At 37.0% G+C, this 24,844-nt stretch carries 21 protein-coding genes; 13 read left to right on the plus strand and 8 right to left on the minus strand.

Features of this window, described 5'->3' with window-relative positions; translation table 11 throughout:
* Position 1 precedes the first annotated feature (1 nt).
* Together AADJ06_RS17315 and AADJ06_RS17320 are read right to left on the minus strand one after the other, a co-directional pair.
* Positions 2 to 2,386, minus strand: coding sequence for an ABC transporter permease (locus tag AADJ06_RS17315; RefSeq protein WP_341227744.1), 2,385 nt, complete (start codon positions 2,384 to 2,386; stop codon positions 2 to 4).
* A 167-nt stretch (positions 2,387 to 2,553) separates the two neighbouring features.
* Positions 2,554 to 3,231, minus strand: coding sequence for an ABC transporter ATP-binding protein (locus AADJ06_RS17320; RefSeq protein WP_341227745.1), 678 nt, complete (start codon positions 3,229 to 3,231; stop codon positions 2,554 to 2,556).
* Between the two features lie 76 nt (positions 3,232 to 3,307).
* On the opposite strand from AADJ06_RS17320, the gene AADJ06_RS17325 reads away from it, so the two are divergent.
* The gene (locus AADJ06_RS17325; protein WP_341227746.1) at positions 3,308 to 3,673 is read left to right on the plus strand and encodes a four helix bundle protein; all 366 of its coding nucleotides are present in this window, start codon (positions 3,308 to 3,310) and stop codon (positions 3,671 to 3,673) included.
* A 49-nt stretch (positions 3,674 to 3,722) separates the two neighbouring features.
* Here AADJ06_RS17325 and AADJ06_RS17330 read toward each other — a convergent pair whose 3' ends face one another.
* Entirely contained in the window at positions 3,723 to 4,973 is a 1,251-nt protein-coding gene (locus tag AADJ06_RS17330; protein WP_341227747.1) for an efflux RND transporter periplasmic adaptor subunit, read from the minus strand.
* Positions 4,974 to 5,271: 298 nt separating this feature from the next.
* Between AADJ06_RS17330 and AADJ06_RS17335 the strand changes: the two genes are divergently transcribed.
* Both AADJ06_RS17335 and AADJ06_RS17340 read left to right on the plus strand, forming a co-directional pair.
* Positions 5,272 to 6,591: a sigma-54 dependent transcriptional regulator gene (locus tag AADJ06_RS17335; RefSeq protein WP_341227748.1), complete on the plus strand. Its 1,320-nt coding sequence runs from the start codon at positions 5,272 to 5,274 to the stop codon at positions 6,589 to 6,591.
* A 3-nt stretch (positions 6,592 to 6,594) separates the two neighbouring features.
* Positions 6,595 to 7,920, plus strand: a complete 1,326-nt coding sequence (locus AADJ06_RS17340; protein ID WP_341227749.1) for an ATP-binding protein — start codon at positions 6,595 to 6,597, stop codon at positions 7,918 to 7,920.
* Here AADJ06_RS17340 and AADJ06_RS17345 read toward each other — a convergent pair.
* The gene (locus AADJ06_RS17345; protein WP_341227750.1) at positions 7,917 to 8,588 is read right to left on the minus strand and encodes a hemolysin III family protein; all 672 of its coding nucleotides are present in this window, start codon (positions 8,586 to 8,588) and stop codon (positions 7,917 to 7,919) included. The genes AADJ06_RS17340 and AADJ06_RS17345 overlap by 4 nt on opposite strands.
* Before the next feature lie 131 nt (positions 8,589 to 8,719).
* Here AADJ06_RS17345 and AADJ06_RS17350 point away from each other — a divergent pair, with 131 nt between their 5' ends.
* Positions 8,720 to 9,730 carry a bestrophin family ion channel gene (locus tag AADJ06_RS17350; protein WP_341227751.1) on the plus strand — a complete coding sequence of 337 codons (1,011 nt, stop codon included), beginning with the start codon at positions 8,720 to 8,722 and terminating at the stop codon, positions 9,728 to 9,730.
* A 1-nt stretch (position 9,731) separates the two neighbouring features.
* Here the strand turns inward: AADJ06_RS17350 and AADJ06_RS17355 are convergent, their stop codons facing one another.
* Entirely contained in the window at positions 9,732 to 10,190 is a 459-nt protein-coding gene (locus AADJ06_RS17355) for a DinB family protein (protein ID WP_341227752.1), read from the minus strand.
* Between the two features lie 251 nt (positions 10,191 to 10,441).
* Entirely contained in the window at positions 10,442 to 11,140 is a 699-nt protein-coding gene (locus AADJ06_RS17360) for a glycosyltransferase (protein WP_341227753.1), read from the minus strand.
* A 199-nt stretch (positions 11,141 to 11,339) separates the two neighbouring features.
* Between AADJ06_RS17360 and AADJ06_RS17365 the strand changes: the two genes are divergently transcribed.
* From AADJ06_RS17365 to AADJ06_RS17405, 9 genes are all read left to right on the plus strand, one after another.
* Positions 11,340 to 14,093 carry a TonB-dependent receptor gene (locus AADJ06_RS17365; protein ID WP_341227754.1) on the plus strand — a complete coding sequence of 918 codons (2,754 nt, stop codon included), beginning with the start codon at positions 11,340 to 11,342 and terminating at the stop codon, positions 14,091 to 14,093.
* Positions 14,094 to 14,175: 82 nt separating this feature from the next.
* Positions 14,176 to 15,117, plus strand: a complete 942-nt coding sequence (locus AADJ06_RS17370; RefSeq protein ID WP_341227755.1) for a tartrate-resistant acid phosphatase type 5 family protein — start codon at positions 14,176 to 14,178, stop codon at positions 15,115 to 15,117.
* Positions 15,118 to 15,170: 53 nt separating this feature from the next.
* On the plus strand, positions 15,171 to 15,599 hold the full coding sequence (locus tag AADJ06_RS17375; protein ID WP_341227756.1) for an SRPBCC domain-containing protein: 429 nt from the start codon (positions 15,171 to 15,173) through the stop codon (positions 15,597 to 15,599).
* 47 nt (positions 15,600 to 15,646) lie between these two features.
* A complete protein-coding gene (locus AADJ06_RS17380; protein ID WP_341227757.1) occupies positions 15,647 to 16,558 on the plus strand; it encodes a MoxR family ATPase in 912 nt (303 codons plus the stop codon).
* A 3-nt stretch (positions 16,559 to 16,561) separates the two neighbouring features.
* Positions 16,562 to 17,878, plus strand: a complete 1,317-nt coding sequence (locus AADJ06_RS17385) for a hypothetical protein (protein WP_341227758.1) — start codon at positions 16,562 to 16,564, stop codon at positions 17,876 to 17,878.
* A gap of 157 nt (positions 17,879 to 18,035) precedes the next feature.
* Positions 18,036 to 18,773, plus strand: coding sequence for a peptidase (locus tag AADJ06_RS17390; protein WP_341227759.1), 738 nt, complete (start codon positions 18,036 to 18,038; stop codon positions 18,771 to 18,773).
* Between the two features lie 364 nt (positions 18,774 to 19,137).
* On the plus strand, positions 19,138 to 20,139 hold the full coding sequence (locus AADJ06_RS17395) for a hypothetical protein (RefSeq protein ID WP_341227760.1): 1,002 nt from the start codon (positions 19,138 to 19,140) through the stop codon (positions 20,137 to 20,139).
* A gap of 1 nt (position 20,140) precedes the next feature.
* Positions 20,141 to 21,130 carry a hypothetical protein gene (locus tag AADJ06_RS17400; protein WP_341227761.1) on the plus strand — a complete coding sequence of 330 codons (990 nt, stop codon included), beginning with the start codon at positions 20,141 to 20,143 and terminating at the stop codon, positions 21,128 to 21,130.
* Between the two features lie 90 nt (positions 21,131 to 21,220).
* Positions 21,221 to 21,391 (plus strand): hypothetical protein, encoded by a 171-nt coding sequence (locus tag AADJ06_RS17405; RefSeq protein WP_341227762.1) that lies wholly within the window; start codon positions 21,221 to 21,223, stop codon positions 21,389 to 21,391.
* Positions 21,392 to 21,496: 105 nt separating this feature from the next.
* Here the strand turns inward: AADJ06_RS17405 and AADJ06_RS17410 are convergent, their stop codons facing one another.
* Together AADJ06_RS17410 and AADJ06_RS17415 are read right to left on the minus strand one after the other, a co-directional pair.
* The gene (locus AADJ06_RS17410) at positions 21,497 to 22,480 is read right to left on the minus strand and encodes a DUF4382 domain-containing protein (protein ID WP_341227763.1); all 984 of its coding nucleotides are present in this window, start codon (positions 22,478 to 22,480) and stop codon (positions 21,497 to 21,499) included.
* Positions 22,481 to 22,635: 155 nt separating this feature from the next.
* Positions 22,636 to 24,843, minus strand: coding sequence for a TonB-dependent receptor plug domain-containing protein (locus tag AADJ06_RS17415; protein WP_341227764.1), 2,208 nt, complete (start codon positions 24,841 to 24,843; stop codon positions 22,636 to 22,638).
* Position 24,844 lies beyond the last annotated feature (1 nt).

The following is a 24,844-nucleotide window of genomic DNA, read 5'->3' on the forward strand; positions in this document are numbered from 1 at the left end:
TTTATTCAGATTTAAGTGAGTCTACAGGGTTGGCCACGGCTGCTTTAATTACTTTATAAGACACGGATACTCCAGAGATAAGTATGGAGAATAATAAGGCTGAAAGGAAGAGACCTATCCCAAATTCGGCTTGGAAAACGAAATCGCTTAGCCATTGATTAGTTAGCCACCAAGCCAGAGGTACTGAAAGCAAAAAGGCGATGCCTATTAACCAAGAGAATTCTTTGCTGAACAGCCATAGAATAGAAGAAATAGAACTGCCCAAAACCTTTCTTACGCCAATTTCCTTGGTTTTACGCTCCACCATAAACGACACCAAACCAAACAAGCCAAGGCTTGATATGAAAATAGAAATGCCTGTAAATATTTCTAAAAGTGTCAATAACCTTTGTTCACTTACATAAAACTCTTTGATGGTTTCATCTACAAACTCATAGCTAAATACTGTTTCAGGCTGAGCTTCATTCCAAAGACCTTCTATTTCTTTCATGCTTCCAGAAATGTTTTGGCTATTGATTTTTACTGCATATTGCCTTAAAACGTCTGAAACAGAACCAATGGCTACCGCCGATATTTCGTCATAGGTAGAACCTACATGGAAATCTTTGAAAACGCCTACAATAGGAATGTTATCGCTATCTGCAAGAGAGGCGTATTGATTTAAAGCCTCCTCAGCTGAGGCATAATTCATTTTTTTGATGAAGGTTTCATTGACCATTAGCTCGTTAAGGGTGTCAGATTTTCTGATGTTTCTGCCAGCTACTAGTTCTAGACCAAAAGTCTCTAAATAGCTTTCATCACCAGCTCTTACACTTACTCTAAAAGCTTCTTGTTCATCTTTCTGATTCATTTGTACACTGGTTCCCCAACTCATATTTGAGGCAGGAGCAGTAAAGCAGATGCTGGCATTATCAACATTCGTAAGCCTTTGAAGCCGTTCTTTAAAAGCTCTTTTGTCTGCGGCATCAGAGCCTGCGGCTACTGGAATCATTAGCTGGGCCTCTTTATCAAAACCCAAGTCTGTGTTTTGACTGAAGTTCATTTGTTTGATAATAACCAGCATACCTATGATAAGCACCTGCGAAATCACAAATTGTGTTACTATCAGTGTTTTGCGGAGGTTAACTCCTCCAAAGTTTAGACTAGAGAGTTTTCCTTTAAGAGCCATAACTGGGCTAAAACGAGCTAGTAAAAGACCAGGGTACGCTCCAGAGGCAAATGCAGAGATAATGAACATAGTCAAAGCAAACAGAAACATTTTTGTCGAAAGCATTTCTGAAACGCCTATTTCTGTTTCGAAAAGGTGGTTTAAGTATGGCAGGCAAAGAATGGCCAGTCCAACAGCCAATACTACAGAAACTAAGGCGATTAGACTTGTCTCTGTTAAAAACTGCCAAAACAACTGTGCCTTTTTCCCGCCTAAAGACTTACGTACACCTACTTCTTTAAGTCTGTTTAAGACTTGAGCAGTGGCTAGGTTTATAAAATTAAGACAAGCCGATATTAACAAGAAAACCCCTATAATGGCAAGTGTCCAAAGTGTTTTGACAGGCATGGCACCATGATAATTTGGGTTAAAATGAATGTCGGACAAGGGCTGTAAATAGTAGGTGTGAGTATTACTACTGTTTGGTCTGTATTTGGCAGGAAAAGGAGCCATGGCTTTTTCTACCTGCTCAGGGTTTACGCCATCTTTTAGTTTAATATAACACTGCAAATCGGAGGTGATTCCGCCCCAAGTTTCTGCAGATACTAGCCAAATATTATCTTTAATAAGGGTGGGGTAGGAAACAAATATTTCTACTTCTTCAAAGCTGTTTTGTGGCAAATCTTCCAATACACCAATGATAGTTACCAAGTCTGTATTGTCTAAAGTCAGGCTTTGACCAATAGCAGAACTTGCATTGCCAAAATACTTTTCGGCCATTCTTTTGGTAAGAAAAGCCTTGTTTGGTTCTAAAAATTCTTTTGTAAGTGAACCTTCAATAAAAGGGAAATCGAATATCTCAAAAAAGTCAGATTCTGTATACAGAACTCCATTTTCTTCCAAGACTTTTTTATTGTCATTATAGGTGACCTGTACATCTGAGAAGTTTACAGTTCTGGCTATGGCATCTTCAAAATCATAGTCTGTTCTAACTACTTCACTAAGCCCAGGAGGTACGGAGGCCTGATAGCTAATGCTTTCTCTTTTTTGTTTGGTGACTATTCTGTGAATTTTGTCGCTGTCTTCATGAAAGTTATCAAAACTCAGATGAAATTTGATAAAAGTAAAAATAAGAATGGCGGCCGTTAGACTTAGCATAAGGCCGGTGACATTAATAAAGCCGTAAACCTTGTTTTTTTGCAGGGTTCGCCAAGCGATTTTAAAATAATTCTTAATCATAATTTTCCTTATTTTTAATGAATAGCTTTTTGTACGTATGGATTAAGCTTTGATAATGGGCTTATGGTGTGCAGGCTCAGTTTGCAACGAGGGCCTTGTGGAGAGAAGGGAATTCGGAGGAAGCCTCCGAAACCCTTTTATATGTAATAGTCTGAGTATATTTAATACTATACGTGAAAGTTCTCTGTCACAATTTTGCCATCAAATAAATTGACAGTTCTGTGAGCAAAACCGGCATCATAAGGCGAGTGAGTTACCATAGCAATGGTGGTGCCTTCTTGGTTAAGCTCTTGAAGCAGTTTCATCACGTCTTCGCCATTGGCTGAGTCCAAATTACCAGTAGGCTCATCGGCAAGAATTAGCTTTGGTTTAGCTACTACGGCACGGGCTATGGCCACACGCTGCTGTTGCCCTCCAGATAGCTGCTGAGGAAAGTGATTTCTTCTGTGCATCATGTTCATCCGTTCTAGAGCAGCTTCTACTTTTTCTTTACGCTCCGCAGAAGGTATTTTCAGATAAAGAAGTGGTAGTTCTACGTTTTCAAAAACGGTTAACTCGTCAATCAAGTTAAAGCTTTGAAACACAAAACCGATGTTTCCTTTTCTCAGTTGGGCACGCTGACGCTCACTCATGCCACCTACTTCGGTGCCATAAAAGTCGTAGCTACCTTCGGTAGGATTATCAAGCAGTCCTAGGATATTTAGGAGTGTTGATTTCCCACATCCAGAAGGCCCCATGATGGCTACAAATTCGCCATCCTTTATCTCAAAATCCAGACCATTCAAGGCCGTTGTCTCCACCTCGTCGGTGGTAAACATCTTTTGTAAGTTGGTTGTTTTTATCATGTTATTCTAGTTAATGGTTATGGGTTAATAGTTAAAGGGTTATACCTTTATCCCTTCACCATGTAAATTTATTTTTATGTCTAAAATTTCATCATTTGAAGACCTTGTTATTTGGCAAGAGTCTATGGCAATTGCGGTTGTATTGTATAAGGAATTTTCTAATTGTAAAGATTTTGCTTTTCGAGACCAGATTCTTAAAGCATCTGTTTCTGTACCTTCTAATATCTCAGAAGGCTTTGAACGAAATAATGATAAAGAGTTTTTCAATTTTCTTCGATACGCCAAAGGTTCAGCGGGGGAAGTTAGAACCCAGCTTATTCTTGCTAAGTCTGTAGGGCTTACTACAAACCCAGAAACACCTTTACTAATTAATCGTCTCATCACTTTATCTAAACAAATTCAATCTTTAATGAACAGTATCAATAGGAAACTAGGGAGGTAGTTCAAATAACCCTTAACCTTTGACTTATAACTTTTAACAAATGACCATTTCATTTAAGCTCCAAAACCTCCTTATCCCCAAAGTTCCCGTAAGAACTTGTTACTACTTTTTCACCTGGGTTTAGACCGTCTAAAACTTCATAATGTCTTGGGTTTTTTCTGCCTAATGTGATGTTTCTCTTGGTGGCTTTGCTTCCGCCTTCTTCTACCACATATACCCAGTTTCCACCGGTGTCTGAGAAGAAACCACCTACCGGAAGTAGCGTAGCCTTCTCAGATTTCCCCAGTTCTAATCTAATCGGTGACGATTGCCCTCTTCTGATTCCATCAGGAGCAGTTTCCGCAAATACCATATCTACCGCGAAACGGCCATTCAATACCTCAGGATATACTTTAATAATTTCCATTCTATGTGTGCTGCCGTTGAAGTCAAAGTTTGCTTGCAGCCCAGAAAAAATTCTTGAGATGTAATGCTCATCTATTTCTACTCGCATTTTAAAGCCGTTCATGTCGTCAATCTGACCAATGTTTTGTCCTTGGTTGATATTTGAACCAATCTCCACATCTATGGACGATAGTAAACCCGCAACTGGAGCTTTTACTACTAAGTTTTGTAAGGTTTGACGCCACAGTTCCACGTTTCTTTCCGTTCTTTCTAGCGTTCCTTCTAGCTGCTTAATCTGTATTTCAGCGTTTTCTTGTTGGTACTTTTGAGATTCAATCTCAATTTCTCTTTGCTTCATTAGTCTATCATAGTCTCTTTTGGTACGCATGTACTCCATATCAGAAACCACGTTATCATTTTTTAGCTGTTGATTTCTGTCAAAAGCATCTTTTGCTTGCGAAATCTGAAAATCAAGGTCGCTCAGGGTCTTTTGAAGATTAAAGCGTTCTACTTTCAGTCTTTGACGGGTGTTCTGTAATTCATTGACAAGTCTACTGGCCTCTGTTTCAGACTGAAGAAAGTTTAGTTTTAACTGTTGATTCTCAAGTCTCAATATTATTTGACCTTGATTAACCATGTTACCTCCTTCTACCAGTTTGTTGGTTACATAACCGCCTACTATAGCATCCAGCTGAATTGTTTTTAGAGGCTGCACTACACCCTGCACAATAATAAATTCATCAAAAATTCCTTCAGATACTTCTGAGATGGAAATTTTATCAGTCTCCACATTCAATTTAGAACGGTGGTCGGCATAAAGGAAGTTATATGCTATTAAGCAAACCGCAATTACCCCTAGAGCAATGAAGCCGATTCGTTTTACTGTCCAATATTTCTTTTCAATTTTTCTATCCATGTTTTCTGCAAGCCTTATTTTTTGTGGTTTATCAAAAGGCTTGTGCCAATTGATATTCTAACAAGATGCCAAAGAGTTTAACTTGTTGTCTATTAGTCTTTTAGACTAAAGTGTCCGTTTTTTATTTGTTCGGCAGCGTACATTAACGTCCGTTTCCGAACACTACTTGACAAGGTCTTTTATTGTGTACATTATTTCAATGTTCATGCACCCAAACATTGATTGAATTATATATGTTAATTTTAAAACCATAAGGTTATTAAATAAAGGGTGACACCAAACTTTTAAAAAGATTACCATGTCAAAAATATTAGTTATCGATGACGATGTCGACATTTTAAGTGCAGCAAAGCTCTTTTTGAAAAGACACTTTGATGAAGTTACAATAGAGAAAAATCCAGAGAAAATCCCATTCCTGTTAAATAACTATGAGTTTGACCTCATCTTGTTAGACATGAATTTCACACAAGATGTAAATACAGGCAGGGAGGGCTTTCTCTGGCTTGATAGGATACTAGATTTAAAGCCAGAAGTGAAGGTAGTACTCTTTACAGCCTATGGCGATGTAGAAATGGCGGTAAAATCTATTAAACTGGGAGCTAAAGATTTTGTGATAAAACCATGGGAAAATGACAAGCTTCTTTCCACTATCAAATCAGCACTTGGGGAAGCTCCCGCACCTAAAAAAGCATCTTCCGAAGACGGTATAGTAGGAGAATCTGACGTAATGAAAAAGGTTTTCAACACCATTGACCGTGTAGCGGATACGGATGCGAACGTGTTAATTCTTGGTGAAAATGGTACTGGAAAGGATTTGGCCGCAAGTGCTTTGCACAAAATGTCAACTCGTAAGAAAGAGAGTTTTGTAAGGGTTGATTTAGCAGCTATGCCAGAAACCTTAGTAGAAAGCGAACTTTTTGGTCATGTTAAAGGGGCTTTTACAGATGCCAAAGACAATAGAATTGGGAAATTTGAAGAGGCCAATAAAGGCACACTTTTTTTAGATGAAATAGGAAACCTGTCGCTACCAGTTCAGAGCAAGCTTTTGAATGTTTTTCAAACAAGAACGATAGTTAAGCTTGGAAATAACAAACCTCAGAATGTAGACATCAGGCTAGTGTGTGCTACCAATAGCAACATTCAGGAAGAGGTTACAAAAGGTAGCTTTAGGCAAGATTTACTTTACAGAATTAACACCATTACTATTGAAATGCCCCCATTAAGGGAGCGTGCCGGTGATATAGAACTTTTGGCTAAGCATTTTTTAGAGATTTATAAAAGCAAGTACAATAGAAAAATTAGTGGATTAAGTGCTGCACTGGTGAAAGAAATGAACAGGTATAACTGGCCTGGAAATGTCAGGGAATTGCAGCATTCCATAGAGCGTGCCGTAATTATGTGTCAAAGCAGCACTTTAGGTGTGGAAGATGTTTTTGGTGAGCAGCATCAATTTAAAGCAGCAACTAATACTACTAAGAGTTACGACCTGGAAAACATGGAGCAACAAATGATAGTAAAAGCCTTAAAAAAATTTAATGGAAACATTACAGAAGCATCAAAGGAGCTAGGACTTTCTAGAGCGGCACTATATAGAAGAATAGAAAAATATGGTATTTGATCAATGAAAAAGTTTCCGCTTCAAATATTCTTAAGGATACTGTTTCTAGCATTTTTCCTATGCCCTATTCCGTTTATGTACCAATCGGGAAATGTTGCTATGTCAATAGTTTTTCTGATAGCTGCTGTCATTTCTGGATATTCGCTGTATTACTATGTTTCCTCTGTTAACGTAAAGTTGATTCGCTTTTTTGAATCAGTTCAATACTCTGACTTCACCATTAAGTTTAGTTCCGATAATAAATTAGGGAAGAGTTTTAGAGATTTAAACATTGAAATGAATCAGGTTATTGAGGCCTTTAAAGCTGCTAGAGCAGAAAAGGAAGCTAATATCCATTTCTTAAACACCATGGTTCAGCACATTGATGTAGGCATAATCTGTTATGACGCTCATGGCCAAATTGAGATTCTTAACAATGCTGCCATTAGGCTTTTAGATGTTTACAGATTGCGAAACCTTGATGAGCTTTTAAACACAGAGCACGCCACTTTATATAACGAAATGCGAAAGCTAAACTCGGGAAACAGATTTATGTATCGTGCTAAAAACGGACTTCAATTGTCTGTTAATGCTACCAAAGTAAACTTAAGAGGGCGAGCGGTAAAAATAATTTCCCTTCAGAATATTCGCTCTGAATTACAAGCTCAGGAGCTAGATGCTTGGCAAAACCTAACAAAGGTTTTGAGGCATGAAATCATGAACTCCATTGCTCCTATTGTTTCTTTGGTGGGAACCATGAGAGACATTGTTCAGGAAGATTTAAAAGGTGAAATAGAAAACCAAGAGGCTATTGAAGATTTGAGCGAAGCTCTAAAAACTATTGAATCAAGAGGGAAAGGTGTTATGAATTTTGTGAATGCCTATAGAGATTTCACCACATTACCGAAACCAGTGTTTAAGGAAATGCCAGTTTCAAATATTTTAGGAAGAATAGAGGCTCTAGTAAAGGCCGAAGCCAAAGACAAAAGTGCTAATGTTAGTTTTGAAATTGAAACTGATTTTAATGTAATCTGCGATATTGACCAAATAGAGATGGTGATAATTAACCTTGTTAAAAATGCTTTTGAAGCTATAGGTGAAAAAGAATCGGGAGATATCTCTGTAAGAGCTTATCAAGGAAGCAAGTATAGGTTTATAGAAGTAAAAGACAACGGAACCGGCATTGTGCCAGAGGCTTTAACCAAAATATTTATCCCTTTCTATACCACTAAAAAAACAGGGCAAGGCATTGGACTGAGTCTCTCAAAACAGATTTTACAGATGCACCGAGGCGACTTAACCGTAAAGTCTGAATTAGGAGTAGGAACAATTTTTAGCTTAGAATTTTAAAGGTACCAAGCTGCTAAAAAATGAGCTAAACTTCCCATTAACACAAAAATGTGCCAAATGAAGTGGTTATACTTTAGTGTTTTCCATAAGTAAAACACTACGCCAATAGCATATGAAAGGCCGCCAAAAATCAAGCAACTAGTGCTTACCTCAGAAATGGCTTTAGTCAGTGGGTCAAGTATAAAAAATGCCATGCAACCCATGCCGACATAAGCTAGCGTAGCTACGAAATTAAACTGATGGGTAAAGAAGTATTTAAAAACGGAGCCTACTAAAACCATTAGCCAAAGTACACCAAAAACCAGCCACCCGGTTTCGGTTTGAAGATACACCAGTATAAAAGGAGAGAAACTTCCTGCAATTAGAAAGTAGATGCAGATATGGTCAATCACCCTTAACTTTTTACGCAATTCTAATTTAAAAACACCGTGATATAAAGTGGAAGAGGTATAAACCATCAGAAGCGATATCCCAAATATTAAATTACCTATTACAGCCCAAAAATCTCCAGAAGAGCTTGCTTTTAAAACTAGCAGAGGTACAGCAAATAAAAATATTATTAACCCTATAGCATGTGAAACGAAATTAGCCACTTCTTCAGGAATGCTTTTCACTAAGCCATCTAGCTCCTTTGGGACTGTTTTTGGTATAAACGAGAAAATGAACATTTATTAGCTACTAGTTTTGGAGGGTAAAATTAGTCTTTCCTTCTGGTAGAAATCTATTTTAGTCGGACGATTATCAGATAACAAAAGTGCCAGAAAAAAGCTAAATTTGTTTAAACCATTTATAGACAGCCATGCAAGCAGGAAGAAGATATAGTTTACTTCAATTAATCAGATGGGAAAAAGAACCCCTGCTTATTTTTCTTTTATTTGATTCTATCCCAGTGGCTCTCTATCATTTTTTTGGATGGGAATGGCTGCACATTCCGTGGCAACCTATTTCATTGATAGGTATTGCGGTAGCCTTCTATTTAGGTTTTAAAAACAATTCTTCATACGAAAGACTCTGGGAAGCCAGAAAAATATGGGGCGGAATAGTAAATGCATCCCGTTCTTTTACCGTAATGGCTCGTGATTTTGTTTTTGATGATTCAAAACCTACAGTTGAAGAGCCAGAACTTAGTAAAAATTTAATCTACAGGCACATTGCATGGTTATATGCACTGAGTTTTGAAATGCGTAAACTTAAAAAGTGGGAGCATAATGGGAAAGCCGAACGAGCCTTAAGAAAAGCTCTTGGCACTGTGTATTCTGAAAGCAAATTTGAAATACTGAAAAAGTATATAAGCACTGAAGAATATGATTATGTAATGTCAAAAGGAAATAGGTCATCACATTTATTAAGTCTTCAGTCTAAAACTTTGACGGCACTAAGAAAAGCTGATAAACTGGAACACTTCAGACATTTAGAAATGCAAGCTTTAATCACCGAATTGTACGCTCTTCAAGGTAAGTCTGAACGTATTAAAAACTTCCCTTTTCCTCGTCAATATGCCACGGTTAATTATTATTTCGTGCTTTTGTTTGTTCTACTTTTACCATTCGGAATGTTAGACGTTTTTGCTGCATTAGGCTCAGGCCTATGGGTATGGTTTTCGGTAGTTTTTTCAGTTTTAGGTTCTTGGGTTTTCTGGACTATGGAAATGATAGGCGACTATAGTGAAAACCCTTTTGAAGGAACTTATAATGATGTTCCTATTAGTAGTATGGTGGTGGGGATTGAAATTGACATTCGTCAAATGTTAGACGAAACAGACCTACCCCAACCTATAAAGCCTCATGGACCAATGGATATATTACTTTAAATTAAGACTTAGAAAAACCACCCCTTTTAAGGAAAATATAATCTACCATAATTGGCTCAATCCCTGCTTGTCTGAAATCAGAAATTATTTGCCCTTTGTGGTGCGTATGATGATTGATGGTATGAAAGAGAATATCTTGAACCGTATTAACAAAAGTCTCACCTTTAGGATTGGTATAGGTGATTTTAGTATCCATATCTAGGTCTTTGATAATCTTCAAAGAGTTTTCCAAGTTTATAGTGTCTATTTGACATGCTTTTTCACTAGAGTAAACTTGATTAACACCAAATGGTGTGGTAAACATTAGCCTTGCATTCCATATCTGATGGGCATTAAGATTATGACAAAAAAGAGCGTAAGTTCTTTCAGGAAGTTGGTCTTTATGCTTTGTTAACTCGACTATCAGTTTTTGGTTAAAGTAGTGATTATACTCAAAAATTTCCTTAAAGAATGCTTTCATTGTTTAAGCCACAAGGTGTTTTAATATTCGGGTTACAGAATCAAGGTGAGGTGGATTAGGACATGTATACATCTATAAATGGAAAGGTTCGGCATACATTAAATTGAAGTAAATATAACGGGGTGCCTACTTTATGAAAAGAAGTAAGAAGTTAAGAAGTTGTTAACAAGCGTAACAAAAGATTAACACACCATTAATGCTCACTTAAAACTCCATGGAAATAACTAAATGTAAAACGTAAATATTCGGTCTTAAAACTTTAAAAGCCTTCGATAGGTTGCATGGAGTTCTTTAGGGCAAGCATCCTTTTTCATCCATTTTTTCATAACCAAATAGTTTGCCTTTTGAATAGTCCAATATCCGTTCAAAACATACTTCCTAGACGATATAAGAACACTTTTAGGAATAATCTTAAATTTAAATTTACCCTTACATCGTTCTAAAATATCGTAATCCTCCATGATACAATGGTTTTCACTAAAACCACCTAGAGCAGCAAAAACCTCTCTTTTAATGAAGAGTGTTTGGTCGCCTCCTCTACACCATATCATAGGAAAACGTGTAAAGAAAGCATTAACATATAAAAGCGGATTAGGGTAATGGTCATACTGGCTCCGGTACGCTCCTAAGTCTGCTCCACTTCTAATTGCTTTGTTAATATCAGCTATAAAATCTTTATGAACCAATACATCGGCATGTACAAAATATAGAATGTCACCTTTTGACTCCCGTGCAGCTCTATTCATCTGATGATTTCGGCCAGGCTTGTTTGATTCAAGGTATTTATAGCCTAGTTGTTTTGTTAGCTTTTCTAAATTGTCAGTAGATGATGGAGAATCAGCAAGAATAATTTCATAAGAAGTGCCTTCAGGAATGTTAGTACTAATTTGTTCCAAACAAGGTTTTATTTGTTCAGCTTCGTTATATGTGGGTATAATTATACTAATCATTTACACTTTTTAATATTAACATTATAATATACGAACTCTCTTCTAATTGAGATGAACACCGTTTCTTTGAATACTTGTTTTTAAACTACAAGTAACTGATTACTTGAGGTATTAAATAAAAACAATTTCTAAATCATTACTTAACATTGGCGTAACATAAGCAAAATACCTTTGCGGAAATTTACCAAAACACCTAAGTATGCAAAGAATTTTTACCTTAATAATTTTCCTATTTATTTCTATAGGCATAAGTGCTCAAGAGTCTAGCCTTTCTGGAAAAGTGTATGATGAAAACGGCCTAGTACTTCCCGGAGCTACAGTGAAGTTAGATGATAAAGCTTCCATTACAGATGGTAACGGAAGCTTTTATTTTTCAGGCCTATCTACAGGCTCAAAAAAACTACTAATTACATATATAGGATATAATAACTTAGAGCGTCCTGTAGCTGTAGCACAAGGAGCCAATAGCTTTGTTTTTGAATTAGCTTCTGGAATTACACTACAAAAAGAAGTCATTATTTTAGGAGATAGACTGAAGGGGCAGGCTAAAGCCCTCAATCAGCAAAAAACTAATGCCAATATTACTAATGTGGTCTCTTCTGACCAAGTTGGTAAATTTCCGGATGCTAATATTGGAGATGCATTGAAAAGAATCCCTGGTATCACTATGCAAAACGACCAAGGTGAAGCTAGAGATATAGTTATAAGAGGAATGGCTCCTCAGTTAAATGCCGTTACGCTAAATGGTGAGCGAATTCCTTCTGCCGAAGGCGATAATAGAAAAGTGCAAATGGATTTAATTCCGTCTGACATGATTCAAACAATACAGGTTAACAAAGCGGTGCTTCCTAATATGGATGCCGATGCTATTGGAGGTTCCGTAAACCTAGTGACAAGAAAAGCTCCGAATGACTTAAGAGTTTCTGGTACTCTCGGTTCGGGTATTAACATGTTGTCAAAAAAACCAATTTATAATGGTGCATTTGTAATCGGAAATAGAATTTTAAATGAGAAGTTGGGCTTTGTGCTTTCAGGGTCTTATAACAACCATAATTTTGGCTCTGATAATGTAGAGGGGGTTTGGGTTGAAACAGATGAAGGAGCGGTAATTGATGAACTTGACATAAGAGAATATAAAGTTCAGCGAGTTAGACGAAGCGTTTCTGCTAATCTTGATTACGATTTAAGTCCAAATCATTCCATTGGTTTTTCGGCCATGTATAACTGGAGAGATGACTGGGAAAACCGTTTTAGAATGAGAGTAAGCCAGCTAGAAGATGCCTTTGATGATGGTAACTTCACTTCTACAGGAACAGGGCTATATAATATCACCGCCGGACGAGTAGAATATCAAACAAAGGGTGGCTTAGATAGCGATAGAATAAAGGCTAAAAGATTAGAGATTCAAAAAGTATGGAACTACACCTTAAATGGAAACCATAAGTTTAATAAACTTCAAGCTACATGGAATGTGACCATGGCACAGGCTTCTGAAGAAAGACCAAATGAGCGTTATATAAGCTTTAGAGACAAAAACCAAGTTGTCAATCTTGACATAAGCGATACACAGTCTCCTTATGTTTATTTAGCAAACAGAGCTGATAACCTTGCTATTGGTCTTGATGCCATATCAGAGCAATATGAGTATACTTCTGATAAAGACATAAATGCCAAATTAGATTTCCAATTGCCATATTCTAATAATGGTGTTTTTAAGTTTGGAGGAAGGTTAAGAACTAAAGAAAAGCAAAGAGATCAAAACTACTTTGAGTACGAAGAAGTGAATGAAACCATAAGCGATATAGCCAGTGTGTCAAATTCAGACTACTCAGACCCCAACTTTTTAGCGGGTTCACAGTACCAAGTTGGCCAGTTTGCCACGCCTGAGTTTCTTGGGAATCTAGATTTGAATAATACCAGTCTCTTTGAGAAAAAGGATGTGCCAGAGGAATATATCTCTGGAATATATTCTGCGAATGAGAGCATTACAGGTGGATATGTAATGGTAGACCAGCAGATAAATAAAAGACTTTCAGCCATTTTAGGCTTGAGGTATGAGTATACCAAGATTGACTATACTGGTAATATTTACAACATTGACGAAGAAACAGTTTCTCAAGACAGCAGGACAAATTCCTATGGGAACCTTCTTCCAGGCGTTCATTTTAAATACGATATTAAAGATAATGCAATCTTAAGGTTTGCTTGGACCAACACCATTGCTAGACCTAGCTATTATGACTTGGTGCCGTTTGCTAATTTCAGCCCTCAGGACTCAGAGTTAGAAAGAGGTAATCCAGACTTGAAAGCAAGTACGGCGTCTAACTTTGATATAATGGCAGAAAATTACTTTAAAAACATAGGTATAGTATCTGCGGGTATGTTTTATAAGAATATTTCCAATTTCATTTATTCACAAACTATTCAAAACTACTCAGACCCAGTTTTTGGAAATGATTTAGAGTATACTCTACCTAAAAACGGTGGTACAGCGGAAGTAGTAGGAGTGGAACTAGCCCTTCAGCGTCAGTTATGGAAAGGCTTTGGTATTTACCTTAACTATACCTACACGCATTCTTCTACAACGGGAATTGAGGAGAGAGACGACGAAGGTTTAGGCCTTCCAGGAACAGCAAATAATATGTTTAATGCTTCACTTTCTTACGAGAAGAAAAAATTTGTGGCCAGAATCTCATTAAACTATGCCAGTGACTATATAGATGAGCTAGGCGGTAATGCTTTTGAAGACAGGTACTATGATAAGCAAACGTTTCTTGATGTTAATGCCGCTTACGCCATTACCCCTGCTATCAGAGTTTATTTAGAAGGTAACAACCTTACAAATCAAGCTTTAAGATACTACCAAGGTATTTCTTCTAGAACAATGCAAAAAGAATTTTATAACGCAAGATATAATCTTGGCCTAAAGTTCGATTTGAACAAAAAGAATTAATACAGTTTATAAATGGTTTAGAATTATTAAAGGTGCCCAATATCATGGGCATCTTTTTCCTTTAAATCGTAATTTTGAAACAATGAAAAAAATAGGATTATTATTGGTTTTGGCATTTACAGTTAGTACTGTCTTTGCCCAAAAAAAAGTAAAATTAGATAAAGCAATTGCCTATGATGAAGACGCCACGGGAGTCTTTATTTTTGGCGACTGGGGAAGAGGCGGCGAGTATAAGCAAAAAGAACTAGCCAATGCCATGGGTGCTGCTGCCAAGAAATTTGAACCTGAATTTATTATATCCACAGGAGATAACTTTTACCCAAATGGGATAGCCAGCATTTCAGATCCTCAATGGATTACTTCATTCGAAAATGTATATTCTGACCATTCTTTGAATATCAACTGGTTCGTGGTTTTGGGTAATCATGACTACCGTGGAAACATGCAGGCAGAAATTGATTATACCAAAATAAGCAAACGGTGGAACATGCCAGCTGCCTATTATTCCTTCGAGCAAGAATTAGAAGATGGAAGCAAAGCACTCTTTGTTTTTGTAGATACTAATCCGCTAAATGATGAGTACTATGGCGAAGAAAAATATGCCAGTAAAGTGGCAACTCAAGATACTACAAAGCAAATAATTTGGTTAAAAAAGACATTAGAAGAATCCAATGCCGACTGGAAAATAGTAACGGGTCATCATCCACTTTATACAGGTGGTAAAAGAATAGAAGACCCTAATGATGTTAGAAATCATTTACTTCCAATTTTAAAAGAATATGAAGTTGACTTTTATCTAGCTGGTCATGAGCATGATTTGCAGTACATTAAGCCCTCTGGTAAAACACATCATATAGTTTCTGGAGCGGGTTCTGAGGTGAGGCCAACGGGCTATTTAGAAACTACGGTTTTTGCAGAATCTCGTCAAGGTTTTGGATATCTTAGTCTGAAGAAAGGTGCTGCTCATTTGAGTTTTATAGACTACAAAGGAAAACTGCTTTACGAGACAAATATTGTCAAGTAGTTTTTGATATTTTATGGCGTTTGTTACTTTTAATTACTCTAAATTAAATGCTAATGAATGCCATTTACCATAATTTTATCATCAAAGTATCTCCAGAAAAGGTTTATAGAGCTATATCGACACCTTCTGATTTGGAGAATTGGTGGCCCCTTAAATGCTCTGGCAAACCAGCGTTTGAGGAGCTTTACAATTTTAACTTTACTGATGAATACAATTGGTATGGAAAGGTAGTTAAAGCTGAAAATGCAAAAGCTTTCTACATTAAAATGACTGAGGCAGATGCCGACTGGTCGCCTACTACTTTCGGTTTTGATTTAGAAAAAACTTCAGAAGGATATACCTATGTGGAGTTTTGGCATAAAGACTGGCCGGCCTTAAATAGGCATTTGAAATACTCTTCTTTTTGTTGGGCAAGCTTATTAAAAGACCTCAGAAATTATCTTGAAAGAGGCACTGTTGTACCGTTTGAAGACAGAGAGTAGGTTTTATGATATTATGCTAAATTGCATCATCAAATCAACAGACTAGAATGGCATTAACAGAATTTTGGAAAGGCTCCGATAAATATATTTGTGACCAGGGCTTAGCACAAGCATTTCATATGGCAAGGGTTTTAGGTATGCCTTTATTGATAGAAGGCGAACCCGGAACAGGAAAAACGGAACTACCCATTCAATATGCCAAATCGCAAAAACTTCCAATTTTCACCTACCCTACTGGCTCAAAAAGCAATGTGGAGTCTTTTGTGGCTCGTTTTGACCATGTAAAGTATTTGAGAGATTCGCAGTTAGAAATCTTAAACGCCCAAAGAGAAGAAAAAGGGCTTACCACAAAACTATCAACAGGTAATAGAAATTCCGAAAACTTAGCGGATTATGTAGTTAAAGGACCTGCGGCAAAAGCCTATGCTAGTCCACATTCGGTCTTGTTAATTGACGAAATAGACAAAGCTCCACGGGAGTTTCCAAACGATTTGCTTTATGCACTAAGTCACAGGAAATTTGTGATGCCTGAATCAGGTGAAGTCATTGAAATATCAGAGGAAGAAATGCCTGCCATAGTCATCACTTCTAATAGAGAGCAGGAGCTACCTACTGCTTTTAAAGGAAGATGTATTTATCATTACATCAGTTTTCCTGATGAAGTATTGATGCGTGAAATAGTACTAAAACATTATCCTAAAATTCATGATAGAGTGGTGGAAGTAGCCTTAGACGCATTTTACCAATTAAGAAATTTGGGCTTAGAAAGAGCTCCTACTACCAGAGAGCTATTAAATTGGCTGAAATACATTCAAACTTTTGCAAGCGAAGATTCTATAGAGAAAATAAAGAGTTTGGAAGGCTTAGGTGTTTTGATAAAAACCCAGGCAGATATGGAAAGAATTGAACGTTCTCTATCTGGCGAGTCAGACCCAAAGCGTCAGGGCTATTATAATTAGGTTATGTTTGAATCCCTCCCAGCTCATTTCAGAAGTCATGGCATCCCTGCAGATGTTAGAACTTTGCTTTTGCTCCAAAAAGCCATGGAGAAGGGTTTGGTGAAAACACTGGGAGATATTTTCAATGTCTTAAAGGCTATCATTGTCAAAGAAAAATCATTGATAGGGCCATTTACCAAAGCTTTCTATGAGTATTTTTTAGAAATAGACATAAAAGAAGGAGAAAGACTGAATGATGCCATTATTAGGTCAAAAGCCTTTAAAAAATGGAAAGAAGATTTTGATAAAAAAGAGTTTTCTAAAGACGAGCATGACGAAGACGCATTGGTCAATAAGTTTTTAGATGAAGTTCACCTTACCACTTATGATATCAAAGAGGTGCTAGATGGGAGAGAACTTTGGGATAAGGATAATCCATATCAACAAGATGACTCTACAGAGAGTGAAGCTCGTGAAAGAAATTTGGATAAAATGGCTGATTATTCCGATTTGACCTTGCAGGAAATTCTGCAAAGAATGGAAACCATAAAGCAAAATCAGCGAACAAATCATTCAGGAGGCAAACATTGGATAGGTACTGGTGGGATTTCTCCTTATGGACATGGAGGTGCTGCTAAAGCCGGTGTAAGAGTAGGTGGAACAGGCGGCGGGAAAATGGCAAGGGCAGTATTAAATGATAAAAACTATTACCCTATAGATGTCAATAAACTTGTAAATGATAATAATATTGATGCTGCATTAGCATCCTTAAAAGGTATAGTGGAGGAGTCTGCCCATGATGAAATTGATATTGAAAACACCATAAAACTCGGTATAAAGCGAGGAGGCTTGTTTATTCCAGAGATTAAGAAAGTAAACGAGGAAAAACTTCAAGTGATATTATTGATTGACAATGGAGGTTATTCCATGCTTTCTTACGTGAAAGTAGTGCAGGAGCTTTTTAAGAAAATGAAAACCCGTTTTGCTCATGATTTAGAAACCTATTATTTCCATAATACTATTTACGGAGAGGTTTACTCAGATTCTAACAGAACACAGGCCGTAAAGATTAAAACACTACTGGCAAAAGACGCCAGTTACAGGATTTTCATTATTGGCGATGCCACCATGGGGACTTATGAAATAAACCAACAAAGTATAAATTCATACGAAGCACTAAAGAAGAAGTTTCAGAAAATAGTTTGGCTAAATCCTGAGCCAGTTAAATATTGGGCTAGTACCATGTCTTTGCAGTTCCTGAAAGAGTTTATTGATATGTACCCTATGACTCCAAAAGGAATAGAAGAAGCTGTGAGAGATATGAATATTAAAAGAACTTAAAAACTCTTGAAATAGTATAACAGCATGTTTTACTATTACCTAGAACGACACTTCTCCTATTAATATCTTCAATAGACCGTAAAAAAACATTCCTAATATTAGCAAAGTAGTGGAAGTGGAATAACTTTGTGCCGATCATAAATTAAAGCAGAATAAAGTGACTTATTGTTTAGGAATAAAATTGAGAAAAGGATTGGTAGCTTTAGCAGATACCAGAATTACCTCAGGCTCAGAAACCACCACAGCCAAAAAAGTTTTTGTTCATAAATATGGGAAACATCCTATTTTTATAATGACTTCAGGTTTGAGGTCTGTAAGAGATAAGGTGCTTTGCTATTTTGAGGAGTTGCTTGACGAAACCGAAGGCTTTGATAAAATGTATCAGGCTGTAAATGCTCTAGGAAAGCAGATAAAGCGAGTAGCTGCCGAGGATAGAGATATTTTAGCTAAAAGTGGTATCAATTTCAATATTTTCACGATTGTAGGTGGTCAGATGCCCGGTGATACAGAGCCAAAACTATACCTACTTTATCCAGAAGGAAACTGGATAGAAGTGGGTGAAGGAACACCATTTATGATTATTGGAAACTCCGGCTATGGCAAACCTGTGCTTCAGCGAACTATCAATTATGACTCTAGCCTTGAGTTTGCTTTAAAAACAGGTTTCTTATCTTTTGATTCTACCAGAGTTTGTGCTAGCGATGTTGGTTTCCCTATTGATGTTTTGATATTTAATAGAGAAACATTTGAGCTAGAAGAACATAGGTTAGATGAAAAATACCTAGAAGAAATTACTGACTTTTGGGCGGAAAGACTCAAAAACTCTGTCAACCAGATTCCAGATAACTTAATTGATAAAATTCTTGATAAATCACCTTTGTTTGACAAAGGTTGATGTTATTTTCCCCTTTTTCTAAATCCAAGGTAGTCGCTAGTACATATGAGGTTTCTACCATCGGGATATCTACTGTTCTGGCTTCTCTTTTCAATTTGAAGAACTACTTAATGCAGTGTTACGATAGCTAGATAATTTTTAAATGTCATACTATTACTGTCCAACACGCTTTCTTTGTATCCCGGGCCATTTTTTATTTTTTTGAGTTAATTACCCTAGCTAAATCGCCCTAATATTTAACTAAAAACACTCCTTGTCCCTTTCGGGCTATTGCTTGGTCTTAGTAAGTCACTCGTTGTTTAATGCTTGTAGCCTAAAGAATAACTAAGTAGGTTTGAATACATACATAAACCAACTTAGATATATGAAAAAAGTTTCATCAAGCCTCATGGCCCTTTTTATTGTCAATTTAATTCTTAATCAGGCAAATGGCCAAGGTATAATCCGTGTTACTGTTGGCATGGATTTACAGACTGAAATTAATAATGCCACTTCCGGTTCTATTTTTCTAGTGGAGCATACATCTGGTAATTCTATTGTTGTTGACAAACAAGTTTTCATTATTGGTAAAGGCTATAAACTTGGCACGCTAAATACAGAAGTGAGTCAGGTAAGGTTTATAGAGGGGTCAGATAATTCAACAATTACAGGCATGACCATTTCCAATAGTATTTATGTTGGTGCGGACAATATCACAGTTAAGAGAAATTTGGTACATGGTTCTATTTATATCGGTCGATTAAGCAGTGCGTCGTATCAGAATATAAAAATCTCTAATTGCCAAATTTTACAAAACTATATTGAAAGCAGGATTGATTTTTCGCTCGACCCAACTAATACAATAATAAAAAACAATATTATAATTGATGATATTGAGGTGTGTTCTTCTTGTACTGGAGTTGCAATAAATAATACGATACTTAATGAAGGAAACTGTAATCAAGAGTTTGATGATAGTTATGAAATGCCTTTTTTTAACAATATTATTTACTCTAGTTGCTATTACCCATCTAAACCTGATGGGAACTACCCTACTAACTCCACCTTCGTACATAATATTTTTAGAGATACCCACTACATTACATCCCAACCAACCAATATTAGTCTGACAAGTTTTAGTAATGAATTTAGTGGATACCCAAGTTTTTCAGGAGCCCTTCTAGACGCTCGTTTTCAATTGAAATCAAGTTCTGCTGCAATTGGTGCTGGTTTAGACGGTGTTGATTGCGGAGCCTTCGGAGGCCCTGACCCTTATGTCTTAAATGGCATACCTGAAGGCCCAAATATACTAGAAGTAAGTACCCCATCTGGTGCCGCAGCTGGTCAAACAATTACAGTTAATATTCAGGCGGTAAACCAAAATTGAAATGAAAAAGCTTCTTACAATTTCATTTCTTATACTGGTTAGTTATTCCGTTCATTGTCAAAGTTTTGCGGCTATGGAGTACTTTTTTGATAGCGACCCAGGTTTTGGTAATGGTACGGTATTAACAGGTGTGCCGGCTGGTTCAAATGTTAATTTCAACAAAAACATCGTTATTCCTATTTCCTTAACTCCAGGAGTTCATACGCTTAACATTCGAGGTTCGAATAGCGGAGGCGGGGTTTTGAGAAACCGATGGTCGCTTGTCAAGCCAATTCATCTTTTAGTCTTCAATGCCACATCAGGCACATCTAATAGCGATGGCATTAACCGAATTGAATACTTTTGGGATACAGATTTAGGCTTTGGTAGCAATACTATTCAAACAATAAGTCCAAACTCAAGTGGTAACGTAGCCATAATCATAGCCATTCCTTCTGGCATTTCCCCGGGCTTTCATTTCCTTCATGTCAGAACAAGGACAAAGAGGGGGGCATGGTCTATCGCTAATGCAGTGCCGTTTATAGTTTGGTCTAGTACGATAAATAATGCAGCTTCTAAAATTATGGCTTTGGAATATTATCTCGACACAGACCCTGGGTATGGGAATGGTATAAACATTCCTTTTAGCCCAAACCCTTCTTTTGAAGTAAATCTGAACTTTCCACTGTCTTTAATAAACATCCCAACGGGTGATCATTACATTCACCTAAGAGCGAAGAATGAGGATGGTAAATGGTCGGCTACTAAATCCACATTACTAAATGTTTCTTGTGCTAGTGGAGTAAAGCTTTATTCCGCATCTACGGGCAATTGGACAAGTACAACAACTTGGGCGTGTGGCCGTGTACCATCTTTGGCAGAAGACGTATATATAAATAACCCACATAAGGTAGTTCTAAATCCTAGCGAGACTGGATTTGCCAATTCTATTGATAACGCAAATGGAGCAGTATTGGATATAAGGGCAGGAAGCGTTTTAAAAGTTAAGTGATATCAGTTTGGGTCAGGCGGATTCAAGTAATAAAAGCTCCGAGACATGTTCAAAAAAGTATTATCTGATTCAAATTAGAAAACAACTATTTTGATATTTAATAGAGAAACATTTGAGCTAGAAGAACATAGGTTAGATGAAAAATACCTAGAAGAAATTACTGACTTTTGGGCGGAAAGACTCAAAAACTCTGTCAACCAGATTCCAGATAACTTGATTGATAAAATCCTTGATAAATCACCTTTGTTTGACAAAGGTTGAGGTTTTAAAAGGACATCAGAGCCTTTTTCTGTTCAGATCACAGTAAAAATAAAAGCGACTGCCAGAAATGACAGCCGCTTTCAGCCCCGAAGGGTTTATACTTCCTTACAAATTTATTGAACCACCAAGGATACCATCAAGCTTTAGCGATAAGTTTAGGTTAGTTTCTGCTCCTGCATTAACACCTACATTACTTAAGTCTACACTACTCTCTAGCTCTAAAAGAGTGCTCAATCCTAATCCTGAATCGCCTTCCTCCGGCATATCACACTGAATCTCGTAGTTTCCTTCAGATAGGAAAGACAGGTTGAACGTACCATCTGCATTTACTTTAGCACTACTTACTGCATTGGCATACATTACCTCACTACTTCCTTGACCTGAAGTTTCAGTACTTGCGTCAAATGTTCCTTTTTCGTAAACATAAACCACTACTTTTCCGCTAGCTGCTGCAGCATTATCAATTTTACCTTTTATGGCACCAGTCATAGCTTTATTTTCTGCTCTCACTGCAGCGTTTAATTCATTGTTTGTCACAAAAGAATAATCACCACCAGAAGATTTAACAGACTTTCTCAAGTCAAAATCCATAATGATTTCTGTATTTGCGTTTTCCTCAACTTTAAAGTCGCTAGGAGCCATGGTAATAGATGTAGCACTTCCAGAAGCCAATTCTAGTTTCTCTTTAGTCCCATCTGTTTTAAGAATATAACATCCCGGACCAGAACCCGTGGCGTCACTTTCTGCATCAATAACTAACTCTAGACTTGAATATGAACCAGCAGCCACGTTACCTTGGCCTAAGTCAAGTGAGGTGCCATTTTGAAGTTCAAGAAGATTGAAAGTTTTAGGCCCTTGAAAACCACCAAACGTTTGTCCGTCTACTTTGATTTCTGTCACGGTTATGAAAGCCGCCGAAACATCTGCTTGATCAATAGGGGCATCTGTAATACCAAAACTTAAGCTTCCTTGAGCTTGATCTGGATCATTAATGTCACCTTTTGGTGTAGAATCATTATCATCGCAAGAAAATGCGAACATCGATAAAGCCAACACTCCTAAAGCTAAAATTCTACTTTGCTTTCTCATTCTTATTTTACTTTTCGTTATAATTTATAAATAGGAAACACTCCTTGTAAGGCTGTCATTTAAACAACCATTCCCTATGGTATAACTAGTAAAAAATGGAAAAAATGGAAAAAGCTTCCCCAAAACGGGGAAGCCTTCTTGTACAAATCGGGGTTTTAAAATCTTAAAGCAATGCTCGTTCTTAATGAGAAGGGGGCACCTGGCGTAAAATGAATTTCTTCCACAGGGCTTACCTCATTAAAAAGTTTAGAAGTAGTAGCAAATTGGGTTTCATTCCAAGACGAATTAAAAAGGTTTTGAATATTAAGACCCAATCTCCACTTGCCAAATTCGTAATTAACATTTGCATCAGTAATAAAGTAGCCTTCTGCCGTTATAGAATAATCTTCATTGGCAGGTCTTTTACCTAAAACTCTTGTTTTGATTCCACCAGAGAAACCATTCCAGTTTGTAATGGCCAAACCTCCAGTAAATGTTAGAGCTGGAGCTAATGGAATATAATTTTCACCTGCTGGCTCATCTTTACTTCTGGCGTATGAATAGGTAATATCAGAATCAAAAAACAATCTGTCTGTTATTTGAGCCCTAAGTCCTAAGTCTGCTCCTAGCCTATTCGTTTTTCCGCTTGGCTCCACTATACCTTCATCTCCTACATAAACAAACTCTTGGTCTAAATTAAGTGCCCATAAAGTGGCATTTAATAGTATACGCCTGTTAATTTTTAAGACCGTTCCTAAATCCGCTCCATAAGATCGAGGCAGTACTTGATTATTGTTTTTGAAAATTACCGCCCTACTATCATTGGAGTGATAACCTGTTCCTGTTTTCAGGAAAAACTGTGCTTCAGGGCTGGGCTGCAAAATGAAACTTAATTTCGGACTAACTAAAACACTCTGTTCAGTATTGCCTATTCCGTCGTCAGAAAGCTTATCATTATAATTGAAATAAAAATGATCAACACGTAAGCCAGGAATCATACTAAAGTTTCTAAATTTGAAAACCGTATTTAAGTTTAAATAAGTATTGGTCTCATCTATATTTCCATAATAGACTCTGCTAAGCACCGTGGTCTTGTTTTCTGTTCTGCTTAGCTCATTATCTCTAATAAAGTCAGACCTTATACCGCCGTTTGTGTTAAGGGTAAACCCGTTAAATTCTTTTGTAAACGAGGTTTCAAAACCTAATAAGTTTCTATTTTCTGCTTGTTTTATTTGGTCTCCATTTATAGGATTTTCAGCAAAGAAGGTGAAGTTAGAAAATAACAGAAAGTCATAATTGGTGTAAAATGCCCTTGACTCTAATGTAGTGTTATTCCCAAAAGACTTAAAGTAAGATACCGATGCGTTAGTTCTAGAAGTGTTTCCACCTTCTGTATCATCAATAGCACCAAAACGACTAATCAAACCTGAAGCTACTGCTCTTTCTGGTATTTGACCAGAAGCGTCCCATTTACTTCCAAAGTACGAACCAGCTACTACTAGTTTTTCTGTACTTGAAATTTGATTGTTCCATTTTCCCATTATATTAAACCTGTTAAAGTTTTGAGGTGAGACAAACGGCCCGTCACTATAAATATATTCAGATGCTATATATGCTTGATTTTTTGCAGAACGGTCTGCCACTAAATTAAATAAACCTAAGGCTCTTTTATGATTAAAGCTTCCGTACTCTACACTTACTGAGCTCTTATCAATTCTTTCTTTTGTCTTAAAAGATACACTTCCTGCTGTGGCAAAGTTACCTTGGTCTGCATTATAACTACCTTTTGAAAACTCAATTCCTTCTATCGTTTCAGGAATCACAAAGTGCAAATCTGAATAGCCTTGACCATGAGCATGAGAAACCATATTGACTGGCATACCGTCTACAGAAATATTAAGGTCTGTACCGTGGTCTATGTCAAAACCTCTTAAGAAAATTTGTTCTGCCTTACCTCCACCTGCATGCTGTCCAGTAAAAAGCCCTGGCACCATTCTTAATAAATCTTGAGAGGAGTTTACAGGATTAACCTCAATATTAACATCTGCAAAAACCTGCATGGCATCCATTTCTGGCCTCACCTCCACCCCATCAAGAGATATGAAAGCTTCTGTTAATACTATTTCACTTTTAGTTTCTTCATTAAAAACTATTAACTGAGAACCAAAACCAAGCATATTAAAGCTGAGTATATCTCCAGTATTGACATTGTCAATTTTAAAGTTTCCGTTAAAATCGGTCTTTGCGTATTTGTTAGTACCTACTATTCTTATAGATACTTCAGGAATTCCTGACTTATTCGTGTCTACCACTCTTCCGCTAAACTGCTGTGCAAAAAGAGGAGATACTAGAAAAAATAATGATATAATTAGAAGTTTCTTCATG

The sequence above is a fragment of the uncultured Arcticibacterium sp. genome (genome assembly GCF_964021845.1).
Taxonomy (GTDB): domain Bacteria; phylum Bacteroidota; class Bacteroidia; order Cytophagales; family Spirosomataceae; genus Arcticibacterium.